The following is a 20,918-nucleotide window of genomic DNA, read 5'->3' as shown; positions in this document are numbered from 1 at the left end:
GGCCAGCAGCATAACGACAATAAATCCCCGGATTGCCACTGTGAGCAGCACCGCCCCCACCGCCAGCAGCCAGCCCCTGCAACACCACGAGCTGCTGCGCATTTACGCCTACTACCGGGTCGCCATCGCGCTGATCCTGCTCGGCATCTTCAACTCGGAATTCGGCCGCGGCGCCGTGGGCAACTCCGCACCCGCGCTATACCTGAACACGGTAGTCGCCTACTGCGCACTCAACATCGGCTGGCTGCTTCACCTGCGCCGCAACCACTACCGCACCAGCACCGGACAGGTAGGCGTAATCCTCGGCTGTGACATCCTCACCCTCCTGATCCTGATCCAGGCCAGCGGGGGGCTGAATTCGGGCCTTGGCTACCTGTTACTGATCAACTGCTCGGTGGGTTCCATGCTGCTGGACCGTCGCATGGGGGCGTTTTTCGCCGCCGTCGCCAGCATGGCCGTCATCGGCCAGCAGCTGTACGGTCTGCTGAGCGGGGTCGCCGATACCCAGGACATTGTCGCCGCCGGCAGCCTCGGTATTCTGTTGTTCGCCACTGTCAGCGCACTGCAGTACCTGTCCGGCCGTATCCGCAGCGCCACGCTGCGGGCCGACCAGCAAAGCCGACAGGCGGCACACCTGCAGCGTCTGGCACAGCAGATCGTCGAGCGCATGCGCACCGGCGTACTGGTGCTGGACTCCGCCAACAACCCGGAGCTGGTGAACCGGGCAGCACAGCGACTGCTGGGTGATCGACTGCAGTCCGGCGCAAGTGGCCAGAGTGCGCTGCACACCCTGGTGCGCGACTGGCGCAAGAACCCAACGCATGCGAGCCCGCTGCTACAGGGTGAAAACGGCGATGAACTCCGGGTAAACCTCACCAACCTGCCCCGGGAGCAGGGCAACAGCACCCTGCTGCTGGTGGAGGACAACCGCAAGCTGGCGGAGGCAGCGCAGAAACTGAAACTCGCTTCCCTGGGCCACCTCACCGGCTCCATCGCGCATGAGGTCCGCAACCCCCTCGGGGCCATCAGTCACGCCGCCCAATTGCTGTCCGAATCCCCCCAGCTCGGGGACGAGGATCGCCACCTGGTGGACATCATCTGCCGTCACAGCCTGCGGGTGAACCAGATCGTGGAGAACGTGATGCAGCTGTCGCGCCGCCAGCCGGCAGAACCGCGCCTGTTGGACCTGAGCCTCTGGATCGAGCAGTTCGTGGCCGACTTCCGCGCCGGCGCCCCGGATGACACCACCATCGAGCTGGAGCTGCCGGATGGGGAAATCCGGGCCCGGTGCGACACGTATCAGCTGGGGCAGATCGCCACCAACCTATGTAACAACGCCCTGCATCATTCCTGGCTGCACGGCGGGCACCGCTGGCTCGGGCTCGAAGTCTATCGTCATCCGCAGCGGGACTGCGCGGTACTCGACATCAGTGACCAGGGCCCGGGGGTACCGCCGGAGCACCTGGACCAGATATTCGAGCCCTTTTTTACTACCGGCCAGGGCGGCAGCGGCCTCGGCCTGTACATCGCCCGCGAACTGGGGGAAGCCAACCAGATTACCCTGACGCACTGCCGGGATCGCCACGAGCGCAGCTGTTTCCGGGTCGAGTTCGCTCCGGTGGAAGGGATTGTTCACTGAGCGGCAGTAGCCGCCAATTCTGGCCGATTCTCTGTCATAATCGCCCACTTCACGGAATCAAGAATAAAAGTACCGGAACCATGCAACCACTGGCACTGGTCGTCGATGACGAACCGGATATCTGTGAACTCCTGACGCTGACGCTGCAGCGTATGGACGTGCTCTGCCACACGGCCACTTCTCTGGCTGACGCACGCCGCCTGCTGGCAGAACATAGCTACCACTTCTGCCTCACCGACATGCGCCTGCCCGATGGGGACGGCCTGGAGCTGGTCGAGGTGATCCAGCGCGAACTGGACGGCCAGCTGCCGGTGGCGGTCATCACCGCCCACGGCAATACCGATACCGCCATCAGCGCCCTGAAACTGGGCGCTTTCGATTTTGTCAGCAAGCCGGTGGACCTGGAGCGCCTGCGCAGCCTCGTGCAGCTCGCACTGCGGCTCAACCGCGAGCGTGACGAGCGCAGCGCACCCTCTGCGCCCCGCCTGCTGCTGGGCGAGGCGCCGCTGATGCGTAAGCTGCGGGCACAGATTGCCAAAGTGGCTCGCAGTGATGCGCCAATCTATATCAGCGGCGAGTCGGGTTCCGGCAAGGAGCTGGCGGCCCGCTCCATCCACCTGCAGGGACCACGGGCGGAGCAACCCTTCATCGCCGTCAACTGCGGGGCGATTCCCTCGGAGCTGATGGAAAGTGAATTCTTCGGGCACAAGAAAGGCAGCTTTACCGGCGCCCACCGCGACAAGCCCGGGCTGTTCCAGAGTGCTGCCGGCGGCACCCTGTTCCTGGACGAAGTGGCAGACCTGCCGCTACCCATGCAGGTCAAATTACTGCGGACGATTCAGGAGAAAGCGGTGCGACCCATCGGGGCAAGCCAGGAAGTGGCTGTGGATGTGCGGATATTATGTGCGACGCACAGGGACCTGGCCCGGGAAGTGGCCGAGGGCCGCTTCCGCAGTGACCTCTATTACCGTATCAATGTGATCGAGATTCAGGTACCACCGTTGCGGGAGCGGGCCGGTGATATCCCCCTGCTGGCAGATACCATCCTGCGGCGCATTGCCAAGAGTGCCGGCACAGCCCCACCCGAACTCGCCCCCGGCGCGGTGGGCGCCCTGCAGCGATACTCCTTCCCGGGCAATGTGCGTCAACTGGAGAACATCCTCGAGCGGGCCTTTACCCTCTGTGAGGAAGGCTTTATCCAGGTAGAGGACTTGAACCTCGACCAGGACGCTGCCACCGCCCCGAGCAAACCCGCTACCCGTCCGCAACCGGCAGAGGCACTGCCGAACTCGCATGAACAATACCAGGGCCAGTTCGAGACCGGTCACTACGGCTCCCTGGATGAATTCCTGGAGAGTATCGAGCGACAGACCATCGAGAGTGCCCTGCAGGATACCCGCTGGAACCGTACCGCGGCGGCACAGAAATTGGGTATCAGCTTCCGCTCCCTGCGCTACCGCCTGAAAAAACTCGGCCTCGAAGACTGATCCGGCCACTTGGCACAATGGTGCTGTAAGCGCCTGTGATTGGCTTCTGAGCCCGGTTGTTTATGCTGGAGTCCCCTCACGGATGGAGGACTTCACAATGGAAAAAATAATAAAAAATATTCGGGGATTCACACTGATCGAGCTGATGCTCGTGCTCAGTATCATGGCGATTATCATCTCGCTGGCAGCACCGCCAATGGGTGACTTTCTCAAACGCTATCGGGCAGAAGTCCAGCGGCAGGCGCTCTTCGACCTGATTGCCCTGAGCCGCAGCAAAGCCTACGGCCATGGTGAGACGTTCACCCTTTGCGGCAGCGCCGATCATCAAAGCTGCAGCGGTGACTGGGCCCGCGGCGCACTCTTGTTCGCAGACACCAATGGCGATGGCTCTCGCAGCAGCGACGAGCAGATCGAACGGGTCATGGAACCTTTACCTGAGGGAGCCTCACTGGCATGGGCGAGCTTTGGCAACAAACCTTACCTCCAGTTCCGCCCCAATGGCCTGACCCGTAACCAGAGTGGTAACTTCAGCTATTGCCCACCAGACGGCAATGGAAAATACGGATGGATCATCGTACTGAACGCGATGGGGAGGCCCTATTCAGGCAGGGACAATGATGGCGATGGGATAGTAGAGAATGGCAGCGGTGAGAATCTCTCCTGCACCGCTGCAAAATGAGGCGGGGATCGGTTAACTGCAGGTCTTGTTCCAGCAGAGGTCGCCCGGATCGTCGAAACCATCGTTATCACGATCCCAGGCCTTTTCGCCGCTGGAGCTCAGCCTGAGGGGGCCATCGCTGGCTTGAACTGTGCCTGCGATGGGAGTAGCAAACAACTCATAGCTATCCCCCTCATCGCTGACATCAATGGTCAGGTTGTAGGACTTGTTACTGCCATCCAGCGGCGACTGGGTAGGGAAAATAGCTGGAGCCCCATCATCGGCACCACCTGCTGCTGCCTCAAGGTAGTTGCCGTTTTGGGTAAAGTGCCTCTCCATCGCCTGCGCCAGCCCCATCAGGGCACCCTGCGCATCCGCCCGGTTGGTTGAGCGCACCTGATTCTGGTAAGACGGCCAGGCGACTGCGGCGAGGATGGCCACGATCGCCACAACGATCATCAGCTCGATCAGGGTAAAGCCACGTTGTGTTTTTATCATCTTCAAGTCTACCGTTTTGTATCCTGAGCGGGCTGCACTTCCAGCCCGCATCCTGAAAGACTGCCGTCAACATGTTACCTGGGAGAGAACTCCTCCCAGGCCAGGCGCCCTTCCCGCTCCTCGTCACCCACATCGATGTCATCACATATTACATCGCCACTGCTGCCCGGTGTACAGCGCACATCGCCGATAAAGCCCGACTGGCCCGGCATGCCGGGGTCACTGCCGCCATTACCACCTTCCCCATCACATGAGCCGCCCACACAGCCGTTGAAAGCCATACCGACATAACCATCGTCCTTCGCATCGATGGAACCGTCGTTGTTGAAATCGGCAACGGCATCATCATTGGCTTCGCCGGTGCGGAAATCCAGGCTCATGAGATAGCCGCTGCCACTGGAGGCACAGGGCTGGGGGTTGGGGCTGACGGTGCTGAAGAACAGGGTGTTGCGGCGCAGGGTCGGCGAGGAAATGACCCGCTCGCCAGCGTAGCCGGTACCGTCCACATCGCCGGTATCCAGTGGGATCTTCCAGCCCTGATGCGTTGTCCAGTCCAGTGTCTCCGTATTCAGGCTGTCGTAATTGACCTTGCGGGCAGTGCCATCGAAGGCGAGCTCCCGGGTGGCCAGGTCTGCGGCCACCACCGAGTTGGCGCCGAGGGTGTAGTCGTTGTCCCAGACCGCATAGAAACCGCCGGCCGTATCATCCGACAGGTCACCCGAGTTCAGGTACTGGCCGGTACCGAACATGACCAGCACATTGGCACCACTGCCGCTCACCGCAGTATTGCGGGCCACCAGCGGGGCAGCCATGATCGCGGCGGCCGGTTGGCCGGCCATACCGCCGGCACTGAACAGGGGCTTGTTGCCGTAAACGCCCCAACCAGTGTCTGCGGTCGCAGAGAGGTCGAACGACCACATGTTACCCATCAGGTCTCCGGCGTAGACACGATCCACCAGACTATCGCCATTCAGGTCGATCAGGCGCGGGGAAGAAAGGCCATTCTTACGGCCTGTGGCATCGGTGCCTTCCCCGGTGGGGATATACTTCCACTCACCGGCAGTCCAGTTACCGTCGATACCTGCATCGATAAACACGATAAACAGACCCGCCCCACCGTTGTCGCTGTTGTAGCCATTACCGAAAATCACGGCCCACTTGCCGTTGTTGAGCTTGGCAATCTGTGCCTCGGAATAGGAATGACCCAGGTTGGCGGCATCAGATGCACCATCAAATTCCCACATCACAACATTGTCAGCGTTGGCCTCATTGAGCTTTGTCGGGTCGGTCACATTGAGGGCAAAGTAGCCCTTGCCGCCACCGCGCAAGCCTCCGACCAGGACAGACAACCACTCTTTCTGATTGCCATTAGCACCCGTCGGATCGATATAAATATCCGAAATCGTCGGCGTCAGATCGACATAGTAGTTGTGGCTGTACTCACTACTGGTGAAAGAATGCAGGCCTTCATACCTTGCAGTGTCCAGAACCAGTGACGGGACGTAGCCGAATACCTCCTCGCCAGTTTCCGCATTGAAGCCATGCAGCATGCCGTCATTAGCACCGACGTAAACCATGGGTGTGCGGGACGCATTGTCGATTTTGAACTGCTCGTACTTTTCGTTGTTATTGTTGCCACCAAAACTGGCCGGCCAGTTCAACTCTGGTTTACCCACATAAATAGGCGTGGAGTGCACGATGTCGCCAAGCAGCTTGGGGCCGGTGAAGCCGTCCAGCAGCGAGGAGAAAGTACCGCGCTGGCGATAGCCATTCAGGCCATCATTGGACGTATCGCCCCGCAGGTAGCTCAGACGATCGGTCCAGGCCCCGTCAGCGGTACCAGTGCCATCGTTGAAGTTGAGATCGCCCTCATGGGGAGAATCCGGGTCACGATCCACACCGGATGTTGCACCGGTCAGCGGCACACCCTGCCCATTGAAGTAGGTGAGGATCTCACGGGTGGATGAGCTTTCATCCGAGAGCTTCTCAGAGGCTTCCCACAGTGTGGTAGAGATGCGGCCGGTTTCCGGGTTCAGTGATCGAGCGTAAAGGCGACCACTGAAGTCCGAGGTATCAAACTTCGCCGAATAGATAACCGAGCCGATATCCAGCGACGTAGAGTTGAATGCAACTGATGCCTGGGTACCAATAGAGTTTGAGATCGCATTAACGGCATCATTCAGGGAGGAAACCAGGCTGCTGGCGCTGTCCGCAAACTGATAGCTGCCACCGCCCTGGTTACCGGCATCCTTCAACAGCTGGTTGTCGGCGAGTACCGGATCGGCAAACCCCACGAAGTAGCTGACAATGTTATTTTTGTGATCCGGGTCGTTCGGATTCACCAAGTCAGGTCGCCAGTTGATGTCGTAAAGCGCTTTTGCTACATCATCGAGGGCATCGGCATCCTCGGAATTACCATCATTGTCATAATTGCGCAGGTACTGGTTCCGCGCTGAGTCCTCATTGGGGATGCCATCCGTCAGCGCCAGTACAAAGTTCTTTTGACAGTACTGCTTGATGGCCGCACTGTCACCGGTACCCGGTTTCGCCACACCGGTAGCGTAATTCGGCTCCACATTGAGGATAGCGCTGGCAGAAATGTCCTGCTCTTTGCCGGGCTGGCTACGGTAGACCGTAACTGTCTGATTCGGATAGCCCTCAATATAATAACGGCCGATATCGGAAAGGGCTTCTGCCAGCGGCGTGCTGCCATTAGCAGTAATCTTATCAATCTCCTGAATGAGGCCATTCCGCACTCCTTCATCGCCAATACTGGTCAGCCCTTTCAGGATGGTCGCGCCTTCGCCACCATTGAACTGCGCCAGACCAACACGCATGTCGCCAATACCACGCACGACGGTTTTCGCGGCCTCTTTGGCGATATGGAGGCGACTATCCAAGGGATTCAATGCCTTATCAGTGCTATCAAGGTAGTAGGCCATGGAACCTGACGAGTCCATCAGGATCATCAGGTTGGGCTCAACCTTGCCGGTAGCCTGCAGCGGGGCATCGGAGAGCTTCAGTGGTTCTGCACTGACGCAGGTCGAGAAAGTGAAAGAGAAACCGCACAGTCCACACAGGAGCGGCTTCAAAGCAAAGTTTTTCAGTATTTTGTTGTTCATGAATCCTTCCTAGAAGCGCTTACCGTAATGACTGACGATGACACGACTGGTGGTGTCATTGAGCCCCTGGCCCCGCGCTATGATGCGGAAAACCTTTACCTCACCGCCGCCGGTCGTCTGACCGTAACCACCTACGGTAATACTGTCTGCCGGGTCTTCTTTGTCGGCATTACCGGCAATCTCGATATACATGCGTCCCGACAATGGATTGCCTTTAGAATCCTTCATCGGCACCGTAAAAGAACGGGATGTATTGTCAGTCCAGGTGGCTTCTGCCAGCAGGTCGTCCGGGGCATCTCCCTCGGCGTGCAGCCATTTCTGGTTCTGGTCGCCGAATTCGCCGGTGGTGGAAATCCCATCGATATACTGCTCGCCCTGCCGCACCAGCGCCTCCGCCACTTCGAGCGCTACTTTGGCGTCCCGGGAGGCAAAGGTCATCTTCTCTTCCAGCAACACCGTGCGGGCCGCCGAGACACCGATCAGGGTCAGGACCAGCAGCACGATCAAACTGACTACCAGGACCGCACCCTTCTGTTGGGATAAGACTCGCATTACATTCTCCCCCGATTGCGGATCTTGGCCGTGCTCAGGTATACCTTGCGCAACTTGCCGTCGCTGTAGGTCGTATCCACACCGTCGAGATCGGTCACGGTCAGGTCGTCGGCACGCACGGCACTATCGCTGGCAACCACCAGCTGGATTTTTACCGCAATCGCCTCTTCCATCTGCGCCGCTGTAAGGCCCGCAGCGGAGGTCCAGCCATCCACCACGTCATCATTGTCGTTATCGCGGCCGTAGAGGACCTGCATATCGTCGATACCCGGTACCAGTTCCTGCACGCCGGTGCCGGTGGCGGAGATATACAGGGACGGGCCACCGGTACCCTCGGCAATAAAGTAAGTGCGTTCGTAGGGTTTCAGGATCCGCGCATCAGCACCGTACTGCTGCTGTAAGGTTTTGGTCGCGTTATCGACTGCACCAGTCAGGTTGCAGTTACCGGTGTTATGGGTGATGGTCTTTTTGTTGGCGTTGGAGTTACTCACCGCACCGGAATTGATACAGCCACCCTCCCCCTGCACCGAGGTGATGGTCATCAGCTCGCCGCTCTGACAGTTGGTCAGCAGGACAACATCGCCGGCATCCACCTCACAGGAAGCGCTGACATGGAGCGCAGCGGCCTGGATACTCGGCACCATGCGACCGGCACCGCCGCAGGCGTCGTCCGACCCCCGCAACGTCAGCGTATCGGTACCGTCGATCACATCCTTGGCACCAATGGTCAGGCCGCTGACATTGTCCTCACCGAGCACACCGTTGGTACCGATCTGGTTGTAAAGGTCCTGGGCGCTGGTGTAGTCAGCGTCATTGGTGTCCAGATGGTTCTGGATGGCGCTCTCATCCGGCACACAACCCCAGTAATCTGCCATGCGGATTTCCTTGGTCATCAGGTCCATGGCAAAGCGGCCGCTTTCCTGGACCCGGGCAAAGGCAGTCTGCATCTGCATGGTGTTGCGGTTGCTGTCAAAAATCTGCAGTACGCCCCAGAGCAGCATCGCGCTCAATAGGATCGCGATCATCAGCTCGATCAGGGACAGGCCTCGCTGCCTGGCAATCAACTTCATTCTTACAGCTCCACGACCATCTCAAAGGAGGAATTGTCGGTTCCGCCCGCAGCCGTGCCGCGGTCCGCCCCGGTATGTTGTTCGTTCCAGCTCACAGTCAGGGTGACCGTGCGACCCGCCCGGGTGATCGCACCGGTACCGGCTGGCAGGTTGGCATCAATGACCTGTCCCCAGTCATAAAGATCGAGGTTGGCCAGGTCGGTAGCGGTACAGCTCAGAGTCTCACCACAGCCGGGCTCGGTTTCACTGCCATCCACTGTCTTGCCGTCGTAGCTGCCGAGCTCGAGACCGTCCGGATTCGCCCGCAGTCGTTCCGCCATTTCGTGTGCCGCGAGCGCGGCCATATAGCGGTGGTGGGCATTGTTGCCGTTCTTGAGGCTCATGACCTGGGTGGCGGAAAGCCCCAGCAGGCCGACGGCCAGCACCAGGATGGTCACCAGCACCTCGATCATGGTTGCACCAGATTGCTGCTTCATCTCGCTTCCCCTCAGTTACAGGCCAGGCCGGCGGAAGCGCGCAGCACTCCGGAAGCCAGCAATCGGAGTTGCTTTCCATGGTTACCGGCGCGGTCATCACAGAGGGTGACTTCCATCACATTGCCAGCGCCATTGACCGCGCCCCGGGGGCTGTAGCTCATATCGATGTCAGTCTTTGTCGTGCTGTCGACCTGGCCTTTTATGACCAGGCCGGAAGCCGCGGGAAGGCGCACTACGCGGAGTTCTTCACCGGCATCGAAGCCACCATCGTTATTTTCATCGAACCAGACACGCAGACCGTTGGCGAGGTTGTTGTCGAGAGCCTCCACCTGCACATTACGCCCGCGCCGCACGGCTTCCGAGCGGGCATAATGCAGCGCGCCGGCAATGTCGTTCGACGCTGCAGACAGGCGGTTGTTCTTGATCATGGAATTGAACGAGGGCACCCCGATACTCATGACGATGGCGAGGATCGCCACTACCATCATCAGCTCAACCAGGGTGAAGCCAGATTGACCGGCACGAAAAGTTAACATCGCGGTTGACCCATTTCCGAAACATGACACAACGCGCCGCCCCTTGTCCTTAAGTGACGGCGGAATGCATTCTAACCGAGGGAAACTTAAATGAATTTGACTAAAAAGACCGATCGACGAGCGGCAAATTCCTCCCGACAAGCGGCATATCGACGCCCAGTCGGGTGAGAACCGGTCCGCATTTGTCGTGGGGAATAGGACAAAAAAGCAGAAAGGCCCCGATGGGGCCCGAAAAACTGCCCGGGGCCTGCTCTGTGCCAGCCCCGGACCGTCCTACGAAAAAGGGATTGCTCTAGTAGGGGGTCAGCTCCTGCCAGGACAGCCGCCCTTCCCGGCTGCCCACGTACCACTGGCGATCACCGCAGACAGCAGCCCCGTTGACATTGATACAGAGCTTGCCGCTGCCATCATCGTTCGACACCACTGCCGGGGCAGTGGGAATACCAGGCTCGCCCCCGACGCTGTCATTGCCGATATTACCGAGACTCGATGGAAGCTCACCGACAAAACCCTTATCCGCGTCATCAATGACACCGTCGTTGTTGGCATCGAAGACCGGAACTCTCGGAGCGAGGCCGGAGCGGAAGTCAACGCTCATCAGGTAACCCGTGCCACCGGAGGAGCAGACGGCGGTGCTCGGGATCGCGGTATTGAAGAATAAGACTGAACCCAGCAGCAGAGACTCTGTCACCACCCTCTCGCCGCCAATAACTGTGCTGTCACCTATCTCACCACTGCCATTTGATAGGGGAATTTTCCAGCCATACTGCGTCGACCAGTCTACCGGCGAGCCAGCCACTCGCCTCAGGCCACTATCCAGCACAATACTTCTGATAGCGAGATCAGAGGAATCCAGCCCCCTGTGCCCCTTATCCCACACGCCATAATAAGCGGTTCCCTTGGTGTCCAGTAGATCGGAACCGTTGAGGTATTGACCGCTCCCAAAAAGAACCAAGAGGTTCGGAGAGAGGCTATTGTTACCCGACTTGTCAGTATTGCGTGCGATCCGGGGCGCTGACGTAATGGGCTCGCCACCGGTGGAAAAGAGCAACTCTCCGAGCGGCTCCTCGCTCACATCTTCCCAGTCTTTACAAACAATCGAGTCTGTGTCGCACAGGTCGAACGTCCAGAGATTACCCTGCACATCGCCTGCATAGACCCGATCAACCACACCGTCGCCATCCACATCAGCGAGGGAGGGTGTCGAGAGGCCGTTTTTGTCGTCCACTGTGCCTTTGCCAGTACGCAGCCTGAGCACATCCCCGTTGTCGAAATAGTAGACATAGAGCACTGCTTCGCCGCTGTCGCTGTTGTAACCGTTACCGAAAATGGCCGCCCAACGGTCGTTATTCAGCAGGGCAATCTTGGGACGACTGAATGACAGTCCCATGTCGGGATCGTCAGCCCCAAATTCGTCAAGAACGATCGATTCAGCGTTTTCCGCTGAAAAGTCTGCTGGATCGGTAATATCCAGCATAAAGTAGCCTTTGCCACCAGCGCCAAGCCCACCGACCAGCACGGTATGCCACTCATCATCAAAAAATACATCCGCGACGGTCGGCGTCAGATCCACATAATACTTGTGGCCGTAGTCCTGGCTCGTCAGATAATGCAAACCCTCTTTTTGTGCTGCACTGATCAGCAGTTCGGGAACATAGGCAATCAACTCTTCCCCGCTCTCGGCATCAAAGCCATGTAGCATGCCGTCATTTGCCCCGACATAGACTACCGACTTACGAGCAGATTGACTCTCGACGAACTTGGAGTAAGGAGCCAGACCACTTCCAAAGGGTTCGGAGTTCGGGTAATCAAAATTCGGAACCCCCACAAATGTGGGAGTCGAATGTACAATATCCCCAAGCCGGGTGGCTCGACGTCGAAAATTAGTACCGTCGGTTTCAGAGGCACGAACACCACGTATATAAGCAAGTCTCTTCTCCGCAAGACCATCATCAGCACCAAGGTCTTGATCAAGAATATCGGGACTTTCTGAGCCCAGAACGGTATCGGTGAAACTTACCCCCTTGCCACCCTTGTACGTAAGGATAAGCCTGTCCTCTGGCTTCAAATCATCGAGAATGTCTTCTGCACGCCATTTTTCACCCGGCTTCAACGTACCATCGGCATTCATCTCTTGCGCAACCAACCCACCAGACCAGCTTTCACTATTATAACTTGCCAGATAAACGACTGCGCTATTGCTCAGCGACGTTGAATTGAATGAAGCTGCTGAAGAAGCGCCAACTTTTGAAAAAATATCAGTTAAAATTGACCTGAAAGCGCCCTGCAGAGCCTCACTATTAGATGCATAAATATAATCTCCACCCGCCTGTCTTGCGGCAGCAGTCAATAAGTCATTATCCTGGAGAGAATCTTCTGCAAAACCTACCATGTATGAAGAGACATTGTTTTTTATCGGATTATTCAAATCCGGCCCCTTAAGATCCGGCCTAAGATCCATGTCGAACATCGCAGTAGTGACATCATCCAAATAATCTGTCCCACTACCATTGCTACGACAATACCTATCGTCTTTTCCAGAACCCTCTCCTGGCGCAACATCAGAATTTCCATTATCCGCAATGCTACAATCAGAGTCATAATCTTTCAGTGAATCGCCAATGCTATCATCGCCATTTGGCAAACCATCCGTAAGGAGCATAAAAAAGTTTTTCTGGCAGTAGAATTGAACGGAATCACCAGCTGACCCAGAATCAGTAATTTTCGGCTCTCGTATGAATATGTCACTAACTTTCTCTGAGGACTCGACTTGACCAAATGAATTTTCTGGATGAAGCACAAGCGGGAGTTCCTCATCGTACCCACTGGTGAAGTAACGGCCGATATCGGATGCAGCCTCTGCCAATGGAGTCACCCCGCCTGCGGACACACCACCTATCTTACTTGCGATATTATTTTTCTCATTTTGATCAAGCAGTGTAAGACGCTTGATAATTCTAGCGCCGCTACTGCCATCAAATTGTGCCAACCCTACTCTTATACTGCCATCCTCAAGACTATAAACGAGATCGGTAGCTGCCTGCTGAGCAATCTCTAACCTTGTTTTCCCATCAATCAAAGGGCTACCACCACTAACGACACCCGCCTCCCCCATTGAGCCAGAGGAATCTAAAAGAATCATCAAATTCGGTTTAGCCCCACCCTGCGTAACCAACGGTACATCAGCAATCGGCCCTGGAGCGGCCTGTACCGATGCCGTCATGGCAACACTCAGAAAGAAAGAGCTACCAACTGAAAAGAGAGGTCTGATCGAAACCTTCGAAAAAGGATTCATATCTTTTTCCTAGAGTAATTTTCCATAGTAAGTCACCAGCATACGGCGCGTATTAGCGAGCCCCTGCCCTCTTGCCACAATACGAAACACCTTGACACTGCCGCTGGTCGCTACCACGTTGTTACTGCCATGGATCTCCACACTACCGGCCATGACTTCCGGGTCGATTTCTCCCGCAAGCTCGATGAAGTAACGGGCAGGAAATGTTTTCCCCTCCATCGACACAGTAATTTCCTGAGTTTTGGCACTATCCCAGGTCACTTCATTGAACAGGTCCGTCGGCGCCTCACCTTCCACATAGAGACCACCGTTACCACTGCTATTGAAACTGCTGATATCGACCAGCGATTCAATCTCCTCCTCTGCGGTACGGACAGCGCTCTCTGCCACCTGCAGCGCCAACTGCGCATCGCGCGAAGCGAAGGTCATTTTTTCCTGCATGATGATACTGGTCGCCCCGGAGACACCGATCAATGTCATGATCAGCAGCACGAGCAGTGAAACGACCAGCACAGCGCCACGCTGTCTGGGAAAAGAAGCACTCATTACCGGCTCCCCCTGTTACGCAATTTGGTCAGCACACTGTAAATCTTGCGCAGGCGGCCATCGTCAGGCGCACTGGTCTCTATCGTTTCTCCCAGCCGACGGTATGAGAAGGCATCCGCCCCTACCCGATCGGACGCTGCCACCATGAGCTGGAACCTGATCGCAGCTACCTGCTCACTCTCGACTAGGTTCGCCGGCGGCCCGCCCCAGATATCCACTATATTGTCCCCGTTGCCTGCATCGCGGCCGAACAGGATCTGAAGATCCTCGACACCGGGCATAATCTCTTCCGCAGGTTGCCCGTTCTCGCTGACAAACAGCCCGGGCAGACCGCCCGCATCGGCCCTACTGATAAAATATTCGCGCACATAGGGCTCAAAGACCTGGGCTTCTTTGCCATAGGTTGCATTAAAGCTGTGGTCGGTCGTCAGTAGGGGCGGCGAGCCGGCCACACTGACAACAGAGGTGATGTCACCGGCCCGACAGTTGGCAACCATCAGGTAATCGCCGGCCGCAATACCCGGGCAGCTGCCCCGCAGCTGAAGCTGATTACTTCCAGAGTTCGCAGCGTCAACGCGGCCCATCCCTGCACAGGCATCGCGCGCTCCGCGCACTCGAAGGACATCGGTCCCCCCTTCAACAGTTTTGTCACCAATAATCAGTCCAACTCCAACCCCATCAGCACCATCCACCATACTGCCTTCAAATAGACTTATGGATGGTGAAGTGTGGTTTTTCATTAATGAAGGCTTAATTACACATCCATCAAAAGCCGCCCCGCGTAATTCTTTAGTGAGCAAGTCCGTCGCCATACGTCCGCTTTCCTGAATCCTGGCCAGGGACTCCTGCAGGCTCTGAGTGCGGCGGTTGCCATCAAAAATCTGCAGGACACCCATGAGCAGGATGGCCGATAAAAGCAAGGCGATCATGAGCTCTATCAGGGAAAGCCCGTTCTGTTTCTGCAAGCTATCCATCGTCTAAAGCTCCACGACCAGTTCAAAGGCTTGATCTTCCGCGCCGCCTGCAGCCGTGCCCAGATCCTCACCGGTATGTTGGCCCGACCAGGTCAGCGTGATAGTGGCCACCCCATTATTGTCCACTGCCACCGCGCCCTCTCCGCCGGGAAGGTTTGCGGAAACCATCTGGCCCCACTCAAACAGATCCATATCGGCCAGCTGCAGAGAACTGCAGATACCTGCGGTGCAGGTTTGCTTTGGCGTACGGTCTTTATCCACCCCTGTTGCATCGTAGGCCCCGGCGCCCACCCCAAGCGGATTGATACGCATGCGTTCGGCAATGTCGTAGGCGGTGAGTGATGCAAAGTAGCTGGTGCTGGCATTGTTGGCGTTTTTGAGGCTGACGACCTGGGTCGCTGTCAGCCCGAGCAGGCCGACTGACATAACCAGGACTGTAATCAGCACCTCGATCAGGGTTGCACCTTCCTGTCTGTGCATGGTTGCCTCCATGGCTCCCTCCTTTAGCTGCTAGCTGCAGGTAAGTGGCGTGCTTTTGAGCACGCCGGTCGACAGGACACTCAGCTTGCGCCCGGTCTCGCCACTGGTGCTGTTTTCGCAAATCTCGATTTCAAGCAGATCTGGCAGACTGGTCTGGCCGTCAGGCAGGTAGGAAAAGTCGATGCTGCCGCTGGCAACGGAAACAGAGGGCCCATTGCAGCTGCTGGTCCGCCGAATCACCTCATCGGGATCAACATCACTGCCGCCATCGAGATCGCGGTAAACCGTCACGCCCCCAGCGATACCTGATGGAGCAGTCGCAGTAACGGTTATGGGAGCAGCCACGCGAACGGCTTCACTGCGGGCCAACTGGAGCACGCCCACCAGTCCGTTGGCGCAGGCGATGCGCTGATTGCGCTGGATGGAATCATTAAAAGAAGGGGCGGCAAGGGCAACCACGATTGCCAGAATTGCCACGGTGATGAGCAGCTCCACCAAGGTAAACCCGGCGGATTTCGAGATTCCATTCATTATTGTCCCTTTCCTGTCCAGTCATTGGACCAGCGCCATTTGTACCGCTGGCAATAACAGCGACACAAGCTCGGGTGGCGTAGAAGACAACGAATGGGGACCGATGGTCGCTCTCGGCGGATGAACGGACAGAAAAAAGCTGGAGAAGGGCGGTTCTGTGAAGGGCTGCTCGGGGAACCTGCGAACCGTCAGGTTGAAAAGGGCGGCAACTTCTCCATTGGAAGCCCGCCCTGCCCCGGGAGGATTGGCGCAAAACGCCTCGTCAGCGCAGCTCTTTCGGCAGCGTGAAGCGGATATTTTCCTCGCGACCCGCCATTTCCTCGGGAAGCTCGGCACCCAGTTGCTGCAGGCGCTCGATGACCTCCTGCACCAGCACTTCCGGCGCCGATGCACCCGCGGTAATACCGATGGATTTTTTGCCCTCGAGCCAGCCCGGCTCAATATCAGCGGCGCCGTCGATCAGCTTGGCACTGGCGCCGCAGCGCTCAGCCAGTTCCCGCAGGCGGTTGGAATTGGAGCTGTTGGGGCTGCCCACCACCAGTACCAGGTCGCTTTCCAGCGCCAGCTGGCGCACGGCGTCCTGGCGGTTCTGGGTGGCATAGCAGATGTCGTCCTTACGCGGGCCGCGGATGTTGGGGAAGCGTGCACGCAGGGCGTCGATCACCTTGGCAGTATCGTCCATGGACAGGGTGGTCTGGGTGACGAAAGAGAGGTTGTTCTCATCCTTCACCTGCAGCCTGGCCACGTCCTCTTCATCTTCAACCAGATAGATGGCGCCACCGGAGCTGAGGTCGTACTGGCCCATGGTGCCCTCCACCTCCGGGTGGCCGGCATGACCGATCAGGATGCACTCGCTGCCGTCACTGCTGAACTTGCTCACTTCCATATGCACTTTGGTCACCAGCGGGCAGGTGGCATCGAACACGCGCAGTCCGCGGTCGGCCGCTTCCTGCTGTACCGCTTTCGACACTCCGTGGGCGCTGAAGATCACGATCACATCGTCCGGTACTTCGGCGAGCTCATCCACGAATACGGCGCCGCGTTCCCGCAGGCTGTCGACCACGAACTTGTTGTGCACGACTTCGTGGCGCACGTAGATGGGCGCACCGAACACATCGAGGGCGCGGTTGACGATATCAATGGCGCGGTCGACGCCGGCACAGAAGCCGCGGGGATTTGCCAGTCGGATTTGCATAGTCAGTTACCTCGCTCGGGTTCCACTCAGTGGACACCCGCCGGTGGCTCAGTTGACGGAGGCCACCTCGATGATTTTTACGTGAAAGGTCAGGGTCTGGCCGGCCAGCGGGTGGTTGAAGTCCACGGTCACCTCGTCATCACCAATTTCGCGAATGACACCGGGTAGCTCACCACTGCCGTTGTCGAAAGACACCATCAGGCCCGGCTCCAACTCCAGATCCGGGGAGAAATGGTCTCGGCGCACTTTCTGGATATTGGACGGGTTGCGCTGGCCGAAGCCGGCTTCCGGCGGGATCTCGATCTCCGCCTCATCGCCGGCCTTCAGGCCAAACAGTGCCTGCTCGAAACCTGGCAGCAGACTACCGTCGCCAACGCTGAACGTAGCGGGGTCTCCCTTGAAGGTGGAATCCACCTCGCTGCCGTCATCCAGCTTGAGGCTGAAATGCAGGGTAACGCGGCTGTGCTCACCGATTACGTTGTTACTCATACTCTCTAAACTTCCGCGCTCTTCTCAGCGTCTTTGGGTTCGGCAAAGAACAATAACTCAATCACCAGCATGGCGGCGCCGACGCTGATGGCCATATCCGCCACATTGAATACCGGGAAGTGCCAGCTGCCGTAGTAGACGGAAATAAAGTCGCGCACGTAGCCCAGCATGATGCGGTCCCACAGGTTGCCAATGGCTCCACCGAGGATCAGGGCCAGGGCAATCGGCTCCCAGCGCTTGCCGGCCGGCAGACGCCACAACCACACGATCACCATGACGCTGAAACCCAGGGCCACCGCACCGAAGAACCAGCGCTGCCAGCCGCCGGCATCGGCGAGAAAGCTGAAGGCAGCACCGTAGTTTTCCGCGTAGGTGAATTGCAGCACCCCGGGAATAATCTGTAGTTCCGGGCCGTACATGAAGCGTTCCACCGCCCACACCTTGGTGACGATATCCAGCACGATCACCGCCAGCGCGAGCCAGTACCAGCGCCAGGGGTGCCCCAGCAGGGAAAAGGGCTTGGACATATCAGGCATAGTGCCGCTCCTCGCCGGTACCGGCCACGTTGTCCACGCAGCGGCCACAGATCTCCGGATGCTCGGGCACCGAACCGACATCGGCGCGGTAGTGCCAGCAGCGGGCGCACTTGGGATGATCCACCTTGCGCACATCGACCTTGAGACCTTCCAGTTCGGTTGCATGTGCACCGGCTGCGTCGCTCAGACGCTGCACATTGGTGGAGGAACAGATCAGCACGAAACGCAGCTCGTCTTCCAGGGCACAGAGTTTTTCCCGCAGGGTCTCGTCGGCATACAGGGTAACCGCCGCCTGCAGAGAACCGCCGATCTGGCCGGCATTACGTTGCTCCTCAAGTACCTTGTTCACAGCAGTTTTGACCTGCGCGATATCGGCCCAGAACTGCGCGCCCTTGTCCGCATCGGCCGGCAGCTTCTCCAGCGGGTACCACTCTTCCAGGAACACGCTCTCACCTTTTTTACCGGGGATGAACTGCCACAGTTCCTCGGCGGTGAAGCTCAGGATCGGTGCCACCCAGCGGGTGAAGGCCTGCACGATGTGGTACAGCGCCGTCTGAGCGGAACGCCGGGCGACACTGTCCTCGCGGGTGGTGTACTGGCGATCCTTGAGAATATCGAGGTAAAAACCACCCATTTCCACCACACAGAAGTTGTGCAGCTTCTGGTAGATCTGATGGAACTGGTAGTTGTCGTAGGCCGCGATGATCTCGTCCTGCAGGCGCGCAGCCTTGTCGATCGCCCAGCGATCCAGAGCCAGCAGCTCCTGTGCGGGCAGCAGGTCTTTTTCCGGGTCAAAACCGGCCAGGTTCGACAGGAAGAAACGCGCGGTATTGCGCAGGCGGCGGTAGGAGTCCGCAGTGCGCTTGAGGATCTCGTCGGAAACCGCCATCTCGCCACTGAAGTCAGTGGCCGCCACCCACAGACGCAGCACATCGGCACCCAGCTTGTTGATCACATCCTGGGGCGCCACGGTGTTGCCGATGGACTTGGACATCTTGCGTCCTTCGGCGTCCACGGTGAAGCCGTGGGTCAGCACCTGTTTATACGGCGCACAGTCGTTGATGGCGATGGACGTTTTCAGGGAGGACTGGAACCAGCCACGGTGCTGGTCGGAGCCCTCCAGGTAAAGGTCTGCGGGGAAGCGCAGCCCGTCGCGGCGCTCCAGCACGGCGTAGTGGGTCACGCCGGAGTCGAACCAGACATCCAGGGTGTCGGTCACTTTCTGGTAATGGTCCGCCTCATCACCGAGCAGCTCGGCCGGGTCCAGGTCGAACCAGACATCCATTCCGCCCTCTTCCACACGCTGGGCCACCTGGTCCATCAGCGCCGGGGTATCCGGGTGGATTTCGTGGGTCTCTTTGTGCACGAACAGCGCGATGGGCACACCCCAGGTGCGCTGGCGGGAGATACACCAGTCCGGGCTCGCGTCCAGCATGGCATCGATACGCGCCTTGCCCCAGCCGGGGATCCACTGCACGGCGTCGGCGGCTTTCTGCGCGTGATCCAGCAGGTCGTTCTGCTGCATGCTGATGAACCACTGCGGCGTGGCGCGGTAGATCAGCGGCGTCTTGGTGCGCCAGCAGTGCGGGTAGCTGTGCACCAGCTTGCCCTCGTGCAGCAGGGTGCCCTTTTCTTTCAGGGTTTCGACGATCTTCTCATCCACCTTGTACACGTGCTCGCCGGCGAACAGTGGCACGCTGTCCCGGTAGACACCGTTCTCGTCCACGTAATTGAGCGTGTCGATACCGTATTTCTTGCCCACCTGGAAATCGTCCGGGCCGTGGTCCGGCGCGGTGTGCACACAGCCGGTACCGGCGTCGGTGGTGACGTGATCACCCAGCACGATGGGCAGGGTCTTGTCGTAAAACGGGTGATGAACCTTCAGATGTTCCAGTGCCGCGCCCCGGATACGACCGACCACCTCGCCCTTAAGGCCGGCGCGCTCCAGCACTGCATCTTTCAGGTCCTCGGCCACCAGCAGGCGGCGATCACCCACCTGCACCACCACGTATTCCAGTTCGCCATTGACGGAGATCGCCTGGCTGGATGGCAGGGTCCAGGGCGTGGTGGTCCAGATCACCACAGACAGCTCGCCGTCACCGGCGTGGCCACCAGCGGCATCGGCAATGGCCAGCGCCGTCTCTTCGGTGACCGGATAGCAGACATCGATGGAGAAGGAGGTCTTGTCCTGGTACTCCACTTCCGCCTCGGCCAGGGCGGAGGCGCCCACCACGCTCCAGTACACCGGCTTGAAGCCGCGGGCCAGGTGACCGTTGTTCACGATGCAGCCAAGGGCACGGATGATGTCCGCCTCGAACTGGAAGTCCATGGTGCGGTAGGGGTTGTCCCACTCACCAAACACCCCCAGGCGAATGAAGTCTTTCTTCTGGCCTTCCACCTGTTTGGCGGCGTACTCACGGCACTTCTGGCGGAAAGTCCGGTGATCCACCTTGGCGCCGGCCTTGCCGATTTTCTTTTCGACCCGGTGTTCGATGGGCAGGCCATGGCAGTCCCAGCCCGGCACATAGGGGGCGTCGTAGCCGCTCAGGGTCTTCGACTTGACGATGATGTCCTTGAGAATCTTGTTGACCGAGTGACCGATATGGATATCACCGTTCGCGTAGGGCGGGCCGTCGTGCAGGATGAACTGCTCGCGCCCGGCACGGGCCGCGCGGATCTTTTCGTAGAGCTTGCCCTCCTGCCACTGCTTGAGGGTGGCCGGCTCCCGCTGCGGCAGGTTGCCGCGCATGGGGAAATCAGTATGGGGCAGGTTCAGTGTCGCTTTGTAATCGGTCATTGGGTATTTACTTCAGCTCTAGACTGGAAATTGGTTG

The 20,918-nt window shown here is 58.4% G+C and carries 18 protein-coding genes; 3 read left to right on the top strand and 15 right to left on the bottom strand.

The features are described 5' to 3' along the window. Window positions 1–40: 40 nt before the first annotated feature. The 3 genes from LVD12_RS15940 (at window position 41) to LVD12_RS15930 (ending at window position 3,805) form a co-directional block, all read left to right on the top strand. Window positions 41–1,639: a sensor histidine kinase gene (locus LVD12_RS15940; protein ID WP_237068701.1), complete on the top strand. Its 1,599-nt coding sequence runs from the start codon at window positions 41–43 to the stop codon at window positions 1,637–1,639. A gap of 80 nt (window positions 1,640–1,719) precedes the next feature. After that, window positions 1,720–3,126, top strand: a complete 1,407-nt coding sequence (locus LVD12_RS15935; RefSeq protein ID WP_237068700.1) for a sigma-54-dependent transcriptional regulator — start codon at window positions 1,720–1,722, stop codon at window positions 3,124–3,126. Between the two features lie 97 nt (window positions 3,127–3,223). Next, the gene (locus tag LVD12_RS15930; protein WP_237068699.1) at window positions 3,224–3,805 is read left to right on the top strand and encodes a GspH/FimT family pseudopilin; all 582 of its coding nucleotides are present in this window, start codon (window positions 3,224–3,226) and stop codon (window positions 3,803–3,805) included. Window positions 3,806–3,817: 12 nt separating this feature from the next. On the opposite strand, the gene LVD12_RS15925 is transcribed toward LVD12_RS15930, so the two are convergent. The 15 genes from LVD12_RS15925 to ileS form a co-directional block, all read right to left on the bottom strand. Further along, window positions 3,818–4,282: a type IV pilin protein gene (locus LVD12_RS15925; protein WP_305080550.1), complete on the bottom strand. Its 465-nt coding sequence runs from the start codon at window positions 4,280–4,282 to the stop codon at window positions 3,818–3,820. A 74-nt stretch (window positions 4,283–4,356) separates the two neighbouring features. Beyond that, entirely contained in the window at window positions 4,357–7,404 is a 3,048-nt protein-coding gene (locus LVD12_RS15915; protein ID WP_237068698.1) for a PilC/PilY family type IV pilus protein, read from the bottom strand. Window positions 7,405–7,413: 9 nt separating this feature from the next. After that, complete coding sequence (locus LVD12_RS15910; RefSeq protein WP_237068697.1) at window positions 7,414–7,956, bottom strand: pilus assembly PilX family protein; 543 nt, start codon at window positions 7,954–7,956, stop codon at window positions 7,414–7,416. Continuing rightward, window positions 7,956–9,026 carry a PilW family protein gene (locus LVD12_RS15905; protein ID WP_237068696.1) on the bottom strand — a complete coding sequence of 357 codons (1,071 nt, stop codon included), beginning with the start codon at window positions 9,024–9,026 and terminating at the stop codon, window positions 7,956–7,958. The genes LVD12_RS15910 and LVD12_RS15905 overlap by 1 nt, the downstream gene beginning before the upstream one ends. 2 nt (window positions 9,027–9,028) lie before the next feature. Beyond that, a complete protein-coding gene (pilV, locus tag LVD12_RS15900) occupies window positions 9,029–9,502 on the bottom strand; it encodes a type IV pilus modification protein PilV (RefSeq protein ID WP_237068695.1) in 474 nt (157 codons plus the stop codon). 11 nt (window positions 9,503–9,513) lie between these two features. Next, window positions 9,514–10,038, bottom strand: a complete 525-nt coding sequence (locus LVD12_RS15895) for a GspH/FimT family pseudopilin (protein ID WP_237068694.1) — start codon at window positions 10,036–10,038, stop codon at window positions 9,514–9,516. A 292-nt stretch (window positions 10,039–10,330) separates the two neighbouring features. Continuing rightward, a complete protein-coding gene (locus LVD12_RS15890; protein WP_237068693.1) occupies window positions 10,331–13,333 on the bottom strand; it encodes a PilC/PilY family type IV pilus protein in 3,003 nt (1,000 codons plus the stop codon). A gap of 9 nt (window positions 13,334–13,342) precedes the next feature. Continuing rightward, complete coding sequence (locus tag LVD12_RS15885) at window positions 13,343–13,879, bottom strand: pilus assembly PilX family protein (RefSeq protein WP_237068692.1); 537 nt, start codon at window positions 13,877–13,879, stop codon at window positions 13,343–13,345. After that, window positions 13,879–14,853 carry a PilW family protein gene (locus LVD12_RS15880; protein WP_237068691.1) on the bottom strand — a complete coding sequence of 325 codons (975 nt, stop codon included), beginning with the start codon at window positions 14,851–14,853 and terminating at the stop codon, window positions 13,879–13,881. Before LVD12_RS15880 ends, LVD12_RS15885 begins: the two co-directional genes overlap by 1 nt. A 3-nt stretch (window positions 14,854–14,856) precedes the next feature. Further along, on the bottom strand, window positions 14,857–15,345 hold the full coding sequence (gene pilV / locus LVD12_RS15875) for a type IV pilus modification protein PilV (RefSeq protein ID WP_237068690.1): 489 nt from the start codon (window positions 15,343–15,345) through the stop codon (window positions 14,857–14,859). An 18-nt stretch (window positions 15,346–15,363) separates the two neighbouring features. Further along, window positions 15,364–15,864: a GspH/FimT family pseudopilin gene (locus LVD12_RS15870; protein ID WP_255771978.1), complete on the bottom strand. Its 501-nt coding sequence runs from the start codon at window positions 15,862–15,864 to the stop codon at window positions 15,364–15,366. A 262-nt stretch (window positions 15,865–16,126) separates the two neighbouring features. Beyond that, window positions 16,127–17,059 carry a 4-hydroxy-3-methylbut-2-enyl diphosphate reductase gene (ispH, locus tag LVD12_RS15865; RefSeq protein WP_237068689.1) on the bottom strand — a complete coding sequence of 311 codons (933 nt, stop codon included), beginning with the start codon at window positions 17,057–17,059 and terminating at the stop codon, window positions 16,127–16,129. A 48-nt stretch (window positions 17,060–17,107) separates the two neighbouring features. Beyond that, window positions 17,108–17,548, bottom strand: coding sequence for an FKBP-type peptidyl-prolyl cis-trans isomerase (gene fkpB / locus LVD12_RS15860; protein ID WP_237068688.1), 441 nt, complete (start codon window positions 17,546–17,548; stop codon window positions 17,108–17,110). 5 nt (window positions 17,549–17,553) lie between these two features. Then, window positions 17,554–18,084: a signal peptidase II gene (gene lspA, locus LVD12_RS15855; protein ID WP_237068687.1), complete on the bottom strand. Its 531-nt coding sequence runs from the start codon at window positions 18,082–18,084 to the stop codon at window positions 17,554–17,556. Next, complete coding sequence (gene ileS / locus LVD12_RS15850; protein WP_237068686.1) at window positions 18,077–20,881, bottom strand: isoleucine--tRNA ligase; 2,805 nt, start codon at window positions 20,879–20,881, stop codon at window positions 18,077–18,079. The genes lspA and ileS overlap by 8 nt, the downstream gene beginning before the upstream one ends. Window positions 20,882–20,918 lie beyond the last annotated feature (37 nt).

The sequence above is a fragment of the Microbulbifer guangxiensis genome (assembly GCF_021729075.1).
Taxonomy (GTDB): Bacteria; Pseudomonadota; Gammaproteobacteria; order Pseudomonadales; family Cellvibrionaceae; genus Microbulbifer; species Microbulbifer guangxiensis.
This window is presented reverse-complemented; position numbering and strand designations above follow the sequence as displayed.